The following is an 11,756-nucleotide window of genomic DNA, read 5'->3' on the forward strand; positions in this document are numbered from 1 at the left end:
AGACATTCGTCCCCATATACTCAATTACCTATTTAGTGAAACTCGTGATGATTCGTGTTTCACGAGATTTCCAGTAATCTGGCGGAAGCTAAACTAAGAGAGAGCTCTATGAACCCTGAGCGTTCCGAACGCATAGAAATCCCCGTATTGCCTCTGCGCGATGTGGTGGTTTATCCGCATATGGTGATCCCACTATTTGTTGGCCGGGAAAAGTCGATTCGGTGCCTGGAAGCTGCAATGGACCATGATAAGAAAATCATGCTGGTTGCGCAGAAAGAAGCCTCGACGGATGAGCCTGGTATCAATGATCTGTTTTCAGTCGGCACCGTAGCTTCGATTTTGCAAATGCTGAAATTGCCTGATGGCACGGTTAAAGTGCTGGTCGAAGGGTTACAGCGTGCGCGTATCACCACGCTTTCCGATAGCGGTGAGCATTTTGCTGCTCAGGCGGAATACCTTGAATCGCCTGTGATGGATGATCGTGAACAAGAAGTATTAGTTCGCACAGCCATTAATCAGTTTGAAGGCTATATTAAACTGAATAAAAAAATCCCACCGGAAGTACTGGCTTCGTTGCACAGTATTGATGATGCGGCGCGTCTTGCTGATACTATCGCGGCACATATGCCGTTGAAGTTAAACGATAAGCAAGCTGTTCTGGAAATGTTCGATGTGACCGAACGTCTGGAATACCTGATGGCGATGATGGAATCAGAAATCGATCTGTTACAGGTCGAAAAACGGATCCGTAACCGCGTCAAACGGCAGATGGAAAAAAGTCAGCGCGAGTACTATCTGAATGAGCAAATGAAAGCCATTCAGAAAGAGCTGGGTGAGATGGATGATGCGCCTGACGAGCACGAAGCGCTAAAACGTAAAATCGAAGCGGCCAAAATGCCGAAAGATGCGCGCGAAAAAACGGAAGCTGAACTGCAAAAACTGAAAATGATGTCGCCGATGTCGGCGGAAGCCACCGTGGTTCGTGGTTACATCGACTGGATGTTGCAGGTTCCGTGGAACAGCCGCAGTAAAGTTAAAAAAGATTTGGTTAAAGCGCAGGAAGTTCTGGATACCGACCACTACGGCTTGGAGCGAGTTAAAGATCGTATCTTGGAATACCTCGCAGTACAGAGCCGAGTCAGCAAAATTAAGGGGCCAATCCTATGTCTGGTAGGGCCTCCTGGAGTGGGTAAAACCTCTTTGGGGCAATCTATTGCCCGCGCGACAGGTCGTCAGTATGTGCGTATGGCGTTGGGTGGAGTACGTGATGAAGCTGAAATCCGTGGTCACCGCCGTACCTATATCGGTTCTATGCCGGGTAAATTGATCCAGAAGATGGCAAAAGTTGGGGTCAAAAACCCACTATTCCTGTTGGATGAGATCGATAAGATGGCCTCCGATATGCGCGGCGATCCGGCATCGGCCTTGCTGGAGGTGTTAGATCCGGAACAAAACGTGGCCTTTAACGATCACTATCTCGAAGTGGATTACGATCTGTCTGATGTCATGTTTGTTGCGACCTCTAACTCCATGAATATCCCAGCACCTTTGCTGGATCGTATGGAAGTGATTCGCCTGTCCGGTTATACCGAAGATGAGAAACTCAATATTGCCAAGCAGCATTTGTTACCGAAACAATTTGAGCGCAACGCCATTAAGAAAGGCGAACTGACCATTGATGACAGTGCCATCATGAGTATTATCCGTTATTACACCCGCGAAGCTGGGGTGCGTAGTCTGGAGCGCGAAATCTCCAAACTGTGCCGTAAAGCAGTAAAAAATCTGCTTATGGATAAAACGGTTAAGCACATTGAAATCACTGGCGATAATCTGAAAGATTTCCTTGGTGTGCAGAAAGTCGATTATGGTCGTGCTGACACTGAAAACCGTGTCGGGCAAGTGACTGGTCTGGCGTGGACTGAAGTTGGCGGCGATTTGCTGACCATTGAAACCGCCTGTGTGCCGGGTAAGGGTAAGCTGACTTACACCGGTTCTCTGGGTGAAGTGATGCAAGAGTCGATTCAGGCTGCCTTGACCGTGGTACGCGCACGTGCGGATAAATTAGGTATCAACCCTGATTTCTACGAAAAACGTGATATTCACGTGCATGTGCCTGAAGGTGCGACGCCGAAAGATGGCCCGAGCGCAGGTATTGCAATGTGTACCGCACTGGTCTCTTGCCTGACCGGTAACCCGGTGCGTGCCGATGTTGCAATGACCGGTGAAATCACCTTGCGTGGCTTAGTTTTGCCCATCGGTGGTTTGAAAGAGAAATTGCTGGCCGCTCACCGTGGTGGGATCAAAGTGGTACTAATTCCAGAAGATAACAAACGTGATTTGGAAGAGATTCCAGACAACGTTATTGCTGATCTGGAAATTCATCCGGTTAAACGAATTGATGATGTTTTAGCCATTGCTTTGCAAAATCCTGCCTTCGGGGCACAGCCAGTAGCGTCAAAATAGTGACGTATCGCAAGAAGTATTGATAAAACTGATGCTGGTAAGTGAAATGCTACTTGCCAGCTATTTTTTGTGCCGCTAAGTTAGTTCGGCTGTCCGGTAAAAGTTTGAGCCTTTGGGCTGCTTGCTAAGGTCGGGCAGGATTGATATAACAGCTGCGCTGTCGTGTTGTCCGTAGGGATTTTCGGCGCGACGATAGAATTCTAAAGGGGATGAAAGAGTGAATAAGTCACAACTGATCGACAAAATTGCCGCTGGTGCTGATATTTCTAAAGCGGCCGCTGGGCGCGCATTAGATGCAATTATTGCTTCTGTTACTGAATCTTTGAAAGAAGGTGATGACGTAGCTCTGGTTGGTTTTGGTACTTTTGCAGTCCGTGAGCGTTCTGCACGTACTGGCCGTAACCCTCAGACAGGCAAAGAAATCAGTATTCCAGCAGCTAAAGTACCAGGCTTCCGCGCCGGTAAAGGTCTGAAAGACGCTGTAAACTAAATTGCCGCGTCAATTCTCACCTGCGGACTTATTGTTTGATTGTTTGTGTTAAACAATAACCTGACGCAGTTGAGCTGGTAAGGTAAGATACAAGGCGCATCGTTACTGATGCGCTTTTTTTTCGTTTAGGTAGCAGTTTTAACGCGCAGCAGCACGAATGGCTGTCGCAAGGAATGCTGGGTTTATTTAGACCTGCGCAACAGTTTTAATCCATATTACAGCGGAGTATTGTCACATTATGATGGACAATTTACGCGCGGCTGCTAATAACGTCGTGCTCAAAATCCTTCTGGCCCTGATCATGTTGTCCTTTATCCTGACCGGGGTTGGCAGCTATCTGATTGGTGGTTCCAACGACTTTGCAGCCAAAGTTAATGGCCAAGAGATTAGTCGTGCTCAGTTAGAACAGGCTGTACAGAGTGAGCGTGGCCGCTTGCAGCAGCAACTAGGTGAACAGTTCTCCGCGCTGGCCGCTAACGAAGGCTACATGCTGCAACTGCGCCAGCAGGTTCTCGGCCAGTTGGTCAACAACATGCTACTTGACCAGTACGCCAAAAAGCTGGGTCTGACTGCCAGCGATGAACAAGTTAAAGAGGCTATTCGTCAGGCACCTTATTTCCAGACTGATAATAAGTTCGATAATAATAAATATCTCGAGCTGGTTAACCGGATGGGCTACACCCCCGATCAATTCGCGCAATTGCAGCGTCAGCAGCTCATTAACCAACAATTGCTACAAGCCTTTGGTGATACTGGCTTTGTTCTGCCTATCGAAGCACAGGCAATGTCAGAGTTGATTTTGCAGCAACGTGAAGTTCGTCTGGCAACGATTGACCTCAAAGCACTTCAGGCGCAGCAAAAAGTCACTGATGAAGAGCTGAAAGCCTATTACGACCAGAACAAAAATAGCTTCATTGCACCGGAACAGATGAAAATCAGTTTCATTGCGATGGATGCCGCAGCAATGCAGGACAAAACTACTGTCACTGAAGAAGATATCGCTGCGTATTACGATCAGCATAAAAGCAGCTATACCCAACCAGAACGCCGTAACTACAGTGTTATTCAGTTCAAGACTGAAGCTGAAGCCAAAGCAGCACTGGATGAGCTGAAAAAAGGGGCTGATTTTGCCGCAATGGCAAAAGAGAAATCTACCGATATCATCTCTCGCAAGAATGGGGGAGATCTGGGTTGGTTGGAGCCAGAAACCACGGCTGATGAGCTGAAACAAGCTAAGTTGAGTGAAAAAGGTCAGTTATCTGATGTGGTCAAATCCTCTGTTGGCTATCTGATTGTTCGCTTAAACGACATTAAGCCAGAACAAGTTAAACCGCTGTCAGAAGTGCATGATGCGCTGGCGAAACAGGTTAAGCAGGAAAAAGCAGTTGACGCCTATTACGCGTTGCAGCAAAAAGTGAGCGAAGCAGCAACCAGCGATAACGAATCCCTCGCTTCGGCTGAAGAAGCCGCTGGCGCTAAAGCTAAGCAAACGGATTGGTTTACCCGCGACTCAATACCTGCTGAAGTGAATTTCAAACCAGTGGCACAGGCTATCTTTGACGGTAGTTTGGTCGGTGAGAACGGCGCACCGGGCAGTAACTCAGATGTCATCACTGTTGATGGCGACCGCGCTTTTGTTATCCGTATTGATGGTCATAAGCCAGAAGGCATTGAGCCATTTGATCAAGTTCGTGATCAGGTCGCTGAACTGGTGAAACGTCAGAAAGCAGAACAGCTGGCACGTGTTGATGGTGAGAAGATCCTGACTGCGCTGAAACAGGGCAAAGGTGAAGAAGCCATGAAAGCCGCTGGTATCAGCTTTGGTGAGAAGAAAACCTTGTCACGAGCGCCAGATGATGACCAATTAGTGCAGACGATCTTTACATTGCCTCATCCGCAAAAAGATCAGTCAGTCTATGGCTTGTCACAGGATCGTCAGGACAATATCGTGCTGATCGAACTGCTGTCGGTGACTCCGGGTAAATTACCTGAAGGCGAAATGAAGACCTTCATGGCTAAAATGCAGGAAGGGTCTAGCGGTGTGACCTTTGATGCACTGATGGCGAACCTGCACAAACAGGCTACCATCAAAATGGGTCCTGCGGAGCAACAGCAGCCGCAGTAATAACCGCAATAGCTCTCGCATTCATTTGCAACTCGATGTAACAACGAAAGGTCGCTTTGGCGACCTTTCGCATATCTGAAATCTGCCCTTTGCGATTAACAAGCGGTTGCGGCAAGGTAGCCATGCTGTCAAACACAAGGAGGATACAGCATGAAATCTATAGGAAAATTATTCGTTATAACTGCATTATTGGCCAGTATTAATCTCTCGCAGATAGCTTACGCAGCACCGGTAAGCTCCACCAATGCCCCGTTGGATAAAGCGCTCAACCAGCCCGGTGATGTCGCGAAGCAGAGCCCGATCAACGCAGACAATGTGAAGATAAAAGCGGCTGAGAAGAAGAACGAGCAGGTTAGTGCCATGGCGTCTGCTGGCAATCCATCGGATAGCCCACAAGGCCAAGTCAATATTAACAGTGCTAATGCAGAGCAACTAGCGCAGCAACTAAGTGGGATTGGTAAGAAGAAGGCGGAAGCTATTATTGCTTATCGTGAGCAGTTTGGTCCTTTCACTGATGTGGAACAACTGCTTGAAGTTCCCGGTATTGGCCCCTCGTTTTTAGAGCGCAATAGCACCAAGCTTAAAATGTAACCTTGGTTTGTCGCGAGTAGATTCAGGTGTCAGGCGAGTACAGGTAAGTATTTGTCTGACCCTTTCGTCGCACAAACAACTGCCAACATCTCATAATGTAAGCTGCAGCTGTAAGGGAAAACTGTGATGTTGATCCAGATTATATAGTAAGCACGCTATAAGGTTTTTTTCCTCTGCTAATCTTGCTTTGAGGTCATACCAGTTGTGCTGGTTACCTTATAACTTTTATCACTGTCTGGAGAAGCTCGCCGTCATGCATACACATATTAAAGTCAGGGGTTTCCATATTGATGTTTTTCAACATGTTAATAATGCCCGTTATTTAGAGTTTCTCGAAGAAGCGCGCTGGGAATGGCTGGACGGAGAGCCCGCAGCCCAATGGATGGCAGAGAACCAAATTGCTTTTATCGTGGTGAATATCAATATTAGCTACCGTCGGCCAGCCGTATTGGGTGACCTATTGCGTATTGATAGCCAGCTATTAAGGCTAAACGGTAAAAGTGGCGTGATGAAACAGATTGTTTCGCTGGAGCCTGAGTCTATACCCGTCGCGGATGCTGAATTGACCTTCGTTTGTATTGATCTGCGTAGCCAGAAAGCGTTGCCGATTGAAGGTGAACTACGTGAAAAGTTGCAAGAATTTGTCAACCGAGACCTTTGAGGGGGAGATTGATCCACTACTGATTGAGGTAAATTCCTCGCTCCGATAGAGCGAGGCTATAACTTAGAGCAGGGTAATGTTCAGTGTGGGTAGTTGCAGGGCGATGAGATAGTCAAACCAGCCCAGTTTTCTGTTTCAGGCTCAACAGGACTTTAGGTTTATTGGCGAGATAGAACTCCAGTCCTTTGGCGCGTAAGTGGCAGGCGGCACAATCACCACAGCCATCACCTTTAATTCCGTTATAGCAGGTGAGGGTATCCTTACGGACACGTTCGAGTTGCTGATAATAATCCGCCAACGCCCATGTTTCGGCTTTATCCAGCCACATCAGTGGGGTGATGAAAGCAATATCTCGGCCAATACCTAAATCGATGGCGTGATTAAGTGCCTTAACGAACTCATCGCGGCAATCAGGGTAGCCGGAGAAGTCGGTCTCACAGACACCAGTGATAACCACTTGAGCTTGCACTTGATAAGCATAGATAGCAGCCAATGTCAGGAAGAGAATATTACGGCCAGGGACAAAGGTACTAGGAAGGGTATCAGCATCTTCTTCGTTATAAGTTGGCACAGGAATACTGTCTCGAGTCAGGCTGCTGACGGCTAGTTCGTTGAGCATACCTACATCCAATACCTTGTGTGCTTTAGCGCCAAGTTGCGTGGCAAGCTCGCGAGCAATGTCTATCTCTGCGCGGTGGCGTTGTCCATAATCGAACGTAATGCAGTGGACTTCGTCATATTGCTGCAATGCCTGAATTAAGCAGGTTGTGGAGTCTTGTCCACCACTAAAAACAACTACGGCACGTTTCATACTCTGACCTCGTACGGCTGTGGTTTTGCAAGAGCAAACCCGCAGCAAAAATTAAGAACTGGCCGTATGGTACTCAGTTCGCACGCTAAAAGGTAGCAACCCGTGTTTGGTGATCAGTTTGTTGTGGATCGGATTGCTGTTGTTGATCAGATTGCTGTTGTTGACCGGATTGTAGTTGGTGATCAAGTCGTCGCAGGGGGTAACCATGCTTGGCTGAAGTCGAACCAGCCATAAGCGGTCAGTATTACACCGTTAATTCGTGGTGGGGCATTGACCTGATATTGGTAGTTGAATAGCGGCAGAATCAAGCCAGACAGCATCAAATCATTGTAATATGTCTGTAATTGGTGAAAACGTTCTGGTGCCAGTTCAATTTGCTGAATATCGGTCAGTGTTTCTTGCTGCTGAATTAATTGCTCAGGAGAGAGAATACCGCGCCACAGGGGATCAAGTCGGAGCCAGCTCTCCATGGTGGCTTCCGGTGATTCGCCAACCAGATGGTCAGCTAATAATAAGTCTGCACTTTCAATTTGATGAGTGCCTTTCCACCGCTTATCGTGGCTGGCTCGGATCTCTAATGTGCAACCCTGCGCCGCCAATACTGTTTTTAACTGTTCGGCGACACTCTTAAGTTCCACTGGCGGTTGATAAGTCAGTATCAGATGTGCGGGTAATGGGGGATTATCATCAGACGTAAACTGCGGAATTGGCCAACCTGGCAGCATTTCATGGCTAGGGGTTATCACTCCGCGACGAACTGACAGCTCTTCCAAGATGCCGGAAGTTTGTACGAGCATCAGTAATTTGGCGATTTGCTGCGGTGTCATGTTACTGAGGTGCCGGTTAATCGCCAAATAGCAAAAACCGAGACTCATGCTGCGCTGGACAGGGCGGGCCAACGGAAAATCCTCTTCCTGACCGATGGTGATACGTACTGGGTGCTGGTCACTGCCATCAGCAGATTGCATCACAAGACTTGGGTTTATCCAGTATTCGATGATCTCCAGATAAGGGTGCTGTAAATGGTAAAACTCGTGTTGCTCCAGGCGTATCAAACGCTGGTCGAAGGTCGCCAACTTAAACGGGCCTGCCCCCAGCAGTGGATCGTCTGGGTGAAATAGTCGACAGGGTAAGTCTGCTAACCGATGTGCCAGCCAGTAATCAGGTTGGGAAAGGGTAAATTTTAGGCATAAAGCATGGGGGAGGGTGATCGCTGAAATATTGGCAAAACTGGGTTGACTGCGGGGATTTTCCTGCAACAGCGCCAGCGTTTGCAATAATTGTTCTCCGCGAATGTGCTCGCCGTTATGCCAACGTAATTGGCTGCGCAAGAAGAATTGCCAGGTTAAGCCATCGTCACTGATTTGCCAGTGATGGGCCAGATCCGGCTTTGGCTGTGGATCACCGGTGTTAAAGCGGGTCAGTCCTGCGTGCAGAGTATAAATCAAATGTTGCTCTGCCCGACCAGTGACGATCATTGGATTTAAGGGTTCAAGCTCACGGTAATAAGGGATACGCAGGATTGGGCTATCTGCTTGCCATTGCCCCCCCATATGAGGGTTCAGTAAGGCTTGTAGGTGTTCCGGCTCCAACTGGGCCAAGTCGAGTGCCGCCTGATGGTCACCTTGCTCAAGGAACAATTTTAGGTAGGATGCCCGCAGTGTATCGGGGCTTTCCAGACATTGTAGCTGCGCACGCTTCCCTCGGCCCACTTGTGAATGCCAACTGAGCCATTCATTCGACTGTAGTTGCTGGATTAGGGTACGGGCATGTCGTTCGCTACAAAATAGCAAACCTGCCAGTTCACCGACCGTAGTGGCGGCGGGTTGATCGCCGAATTTCTGATACAACCGCTGGTATTGAGTGAGTCGGTGAATAATGCGCATAATTAAATCCGGAATAGTTTAAACTATTTGTTCACTATTAGTTCCGTAAATAGTACGCCATAATTTTATTCATACCACCAGTTTTACTTTCAGTGAGGTTTTGAATGTACCGTTTAGCTGCTTTTGATATGGATGGAACCTTACTGATGCGCGACCATAAAATTGGTGGTGCGACATTGAATGCGTTGCATCAGTTAGTGGAGAGCGGGATGATCCTGACGTTTGCGACGGGTCGGCACTATATTGATATGAAAGGGATTCTTGCTCATTCAGGCATTAACGGTTACTTGATTACCGGCAATGGTACGCGGGTAGCTGATCTGGATGGGACTCCCTTATATGGTATGGATTTACCCGCTGAGCTGGTGGAGTTTGTGCTGCGAACACCTTGGCAGACAAATGCCAGTATCCACTTATTCCGCGATGACGGCTGGTTTACCGATTGTAATGATGCTGCGCTGTTAACGGCCCATAAAACCAGTGGATTCCAGTTCCAACTCACCGCGCTGGACACATTACCGCTGACTGGCAATCACAAAATTTGCTTTATCGCCTCGCATCAAGAGCTGACCGAGCTTAAAACTCAGCTCGAACAGCAGATGGGCGGCAAAGCTGATTTTTGTTTCTCAGCCGTTGATTGTCTTGAAGTGTTACCCCGTGGCTGCAACAAAGGGGCCGCTTTGGAACGATTAAGCCATCACCTTGATTTGACCCTGACAGATTGCATGGCATTTGGTGATGCAATGAATGATAAAGAGATGCTGTCACGGGTGGGGCGCGGGTTGGTGATGGGAAATGCACTACCGCAATTGAAGCAAGAATTACCTCATTTACAGGTTATTGGTCGCTGCGAGCAGCAAGGCGTCGCGCACTATTTGCAACATTGGCTAAGTTCACCATACCTCACCTATTCCCCCGAATTCTGAGGTTCATACCCTGAGTTCTGATGCTCCAACATCAATGGCTTTGGGTATAGTTATTAGCCAGCCGGATAAATATCCGGTTTTTTTCTTCCTAAAGGGGGCAGTTCAAGCCCCCTTGAACGACAAGTTACAGGTTATTTAGCTCATTGCGGAATGGGGTTAAATCGCCAATGTTCGTGCTCACCCACTGGGCGTCGTAATAGGTATCAAGATAGCGCTCACCACTGTCACAGAGTAATGTCACAATTGCGCCTGTTTTTCCCTGCTCGCGCATCTGTTTGGCTAGTTGTAATGCTCCCCAGACGTTAGTTCCCGTCGATGCGCCCACTTTGCGCCCCAGAATGCCCTCCAGCCAATGGATGGTTGCCACACTGGCGGCATCCGGTACGCGCAACATGCTGTCGATTACCTCTGGAATAAATGAAGGTTCAGCCCGTGGGCGGCCTATGCCTTCAATGCGGCTCCCACAACTGCCGGTGACTGTGCGATCACGGTTGCAGAAACAGTCATAAAATACCGAGTTTTCCGGATCAACAACCATCAGTTGGGTATCATGCCCTTGATAGCGGATATAGCGGCCTAAGGTAGCTGATGTGCCACCGGTGCCAGCGCTCATCACAATATAGTCAGGGACAGGGAAGGGTTCGCGGGCCATCTGGCGGAAGATACTATCAGCAATATTATTATTGCCGCGCCAGTCGGTCGCGCGCTCCGCAAAAGTGAACTGATCCATATAGTGGCCATTCAACTCACGGGCCAATTGCTCCGATGCCGCATAGATTTGCCCTGCGTGGTCAACAAAATGGCAGCGACCACCGTAGAAAGCGATTTGTTCAACTTTTCGCCGCGCGGTGCAACTTGGCATGACGGCAATAAAAGGCAAGCCAATCAGGCGAGCAAAATAGGCTTCGGATACCGCGGTGCTACCGGAGGAGGCTTCAATTATCGTGGTGCCTTCGGTGATCCAGCCATTACATAAGCCATAGAGGAACAGTGAGCGGGCCAAGCGGTGCTTTAAACTACCGGTAGGATGGGTGCTCTCATCTTTCAAATAGAGAAAGATACCGGGAAAAGCAGGCAGATTTAGGCGGATCAGGTGGGTATCAGCGGAGCGTTGAAAATCCGCTTCTATTTCACTGATAGCATTTTTTACCCAAGTGTTGGTCATTTAGTGGCCTGCGATATAAATAGTAATCTAATGATTGCTATATTATCGGTTATCAAAGAAAAAAACGTTGCCATCTTTCCTTCTTTATCGCCAAATGATAGAAAATTATTCCATGGATAATGGTTATGCTAGATAAAACAGACCGTAAGCTGCTCTGTATGTTGCAAAAAGATTGCACTCAATCACTGCAAGTCTTGGCTGAGGCCGTCAATTTGACCTCCACGCCATGTTGGAAACGGCTAAAGCGCCTTGAGGATGAGGGGTTTATCCGTGGACGAGTCGCGTTGCTGGACAGTGAAAAGCTGGGCTTAGGACTGACGGCATTTGTGCTGATCAAAACGCAGCAGCATAATAGCGATTGGTATCAGGCATTCGTCGAATTCACCAAGAAAATGCCTGAGGTGCTGGCGTTCTATCGAATGGCGGGTGAATATGACTATCTGATGCAGGTAGAGGTTGCCGATATGAAAAGTTACGACAATTTTTACAAACGCATGGTGAATGGCGTACCGGGGCTGATTGATGTGACATCGAGCTTTGCGATGGAAAAAATCAAATATACGACTATGTTACCTGTTCCTGAGTAAAAAAGTTTTTTTGAATAAAAAGCCATTTTAACGATGGTATCCTACTCCCTC

General features: G+C 48.1%; 10 protein-coding genes. 7 read left to right on the forward strand and 3 right to left on the reverse strand.

All coding sequences use genetic code 11. The annotated features are described in order from the left end of the window. Nucleotides 1-108 precede the first annotated feature (108 nt). The 5 genes from lon (at nt 109) to ACZ76_RS14040 (ending at nt 6,330) form a co-directional block, all read left to right on the forward strand. On the forward strand, nt 109-2,463 hold the full coding sequence (gene lon / locus ACZ76_RS14020) for an endopeptidase La (RefSeq protein WP_048619469.1): 2,355 nt from the start codon (nt 109-111) through the stop codon (nt 2,461-2,463). A 217-nt stretch (nt 2,464-2,680) separates the two neighbouring features. Further along, on the forward strand, nt 2,681-2,953 hold the full coding sequence (gene hupB / locus ACZ76_RS14025) for a nucleoid-associated protein HU-beta (RefSeq protein ID WP_004392663.1): 273 nt from the start codon (nt 2,681-2,683) through the stop codon (nt 2,951-2,953). Between the two features lie 238 nt (nt 2,954-3,191). Further along, a complete protein-coding gene (gene ppiD, locus ACZ76_RS14030) occupies nt 3,192-5,078 on the forward strand; it encodes a peptidylprolyl isomerase (RefSeq protein WP_048619470.1) in 1,887 nt (628 codons plus the stop codon). A gap of 150 nt (nt 5,079-5,228) precedes the next feature. Continuing rightward, a complete protein-coding gene (locus tag ACZ76_RS14035) occupies nt 5,229-5,669 on the forward strand; it encodes a ComEA family DNA-binding protein (RefSeq protein ID WP_048619471.1) in 441 nt (146 codons plus the stop codon). A 253-nt stretch (nt 5,670-5,922) separates the two neighbouring features. After that, the gene (locus tag ACZ76_RS14040) at nt 5,923-6,330 is read left to right on the forward strand and encodes an acyl-CoA thioesterase (RefSeq protein WP_048619473.1); all 408 of its coding nucleotides are present in this window, start codon (nt 5,923-5,925) and stop codon (nt 6,328-6,330) included. A 112-nt stretch (nt 6,331-6,442) separates the two neighbouring features. On the opposite strand, the gene queC is transcribed toward ACZ76_RS14040, so the two are convergent. Then, a complete protein-coding gene (gene queC, locus ACZ76_RS14045) occupies nt 6,443-7,141 on the reverse strand; it encodes a 7-cyano-7-deazaguanine synthase QueC (RefSeq protein WP_048619474.1) in 699 nt (232 codons plus the stop codon). A gap of 182 nt (nt 7,142-7,323) precedes the next feature. Then, a complete protein-coding gene (locus tag ACZ76_RS14050; RefSeq protein WP_048619475.1) occupies nt 7,324-9,027 on the reverse strand; it encodes an SgrR family transcriptional regulator in 1,704 nt (567 codons plus the stop codon). 104 nt (nt 9,028-9,131) lie between these two features. On the opposite strand from ACZ76_RS14050, the gene cof reads away from it, so the two are divergent. Beyond that, nucleotides 9,132-9,953, forward strand: a complete 822-nt coding sequence (gene cof, locus ACZ76_RS14055; RefSeq protein WP_048619477.1) for an HMP-PP phosphatase — start codon at nt 9,132-9,134, stop codon at nt 9,951-9,953. A gap of 124 nt (nt 9,954-10,077) precedes the next feature. On the opposite strand, the gene ACZ76_RS14060 is transcribed toward cof, so the two are convergent. Next, nucleotides 10,078-11,118, reverse strand: a complete 1,041-nt coding sequence (locus ACZ76_RS14060; RefSeq protein WP_048619479.1) for a PLP-dependent cysteine synthase family protein — start codon at nt 11,116-11,118, stop codon at nt 10,078-10,080. A gap of 125 nt (nt 11,119-11,243) precedes the next feature. On the opposite strand from ACZ76_RS14060, the gene ACZ76_RS14065 reads away from it, so the two are divergent. Next, a complete protein-coding gene (locus ACZ76_RS14065; protein ID WP_048619480.1) occupies nt 11,244-11,705 on the forward strand; it encodes an Lrp/AsnC family transcriptional regulator in 462 nt (153 codons plus the stop codon). The last annotated feature ends 51 nt before the right edge of the window (nt 11,706-11,756 follow it).

It is taken from the genome of Yersinia aleksiciae, from assembly GCF_001047675.1.
Classification (GTDB): domain Bacteria; phylum Pseudomonadota; class Gammaproteobacteria; order Enterobacterales; family Enterobacteriaceae; genus Yersinia; species Yersinia aleksiciae.

Coding starts and splice junctions, on each gene's coding strand:
- ACZ76_RS14065 (WP_048619480.1), top strand. CDS start 11,244: ATGCTAGATAAAACAGACCGTAAGCTGCTCTGTATGTTGCAAAAAGAT.
- ACZ76_RS14040 (WP_048619473.1), top strand. CDS start 5,923: ATGCATACACATATTAAAGTCAGGGGTTTCCATATTGATGTTTTTCAA.
- queC (WP_048619474.1), bottom strand. CDS start 7,141: ATGAAACGTGCCGTAGTTGTTTTTAGTGGTGGACAAGACTCCACAACC.
- ACZ76_RS14050 (WP_048619475.1), bottom strand. CDS start 9,027: ATGCGCATTATTCACCGACTCACTCAATACCAGCGGTTGTATCAGAAA.
- lon (WP_048619469.1), top strand. CDS start 109: ATGAACCCTGAGCGTTCCGAACGCATAGAAATCCCCGTATTGCCTCTG.
- ACZ76_RS14060 (WP_048619479.1), bottom strand. CDS start 11,118: ATGACCAACACTTGGGTAAAAAATGCTATCAGTGAAATAGAAGCGGAT.
- ppiD (WP_048619470.1), top strand. CDS start 3,192: ATGATGGACAATTTACGCGCGGCTGCTAATAACGTCGTGCTCAAAATC.
- ACZ76_RS14035 (WP_048619471.1), top strand. CDS start 5,229: ATGAAATCTATAGGAAAATTATTCGTTATAACTGCATTATTGGCCAGT.
- cof (WP_048619477.1), top strand. CDS start 9,132: ATGTACCGTTTAGCTGCTTTTGATATGGATGGAACCTTACTGATGCGC.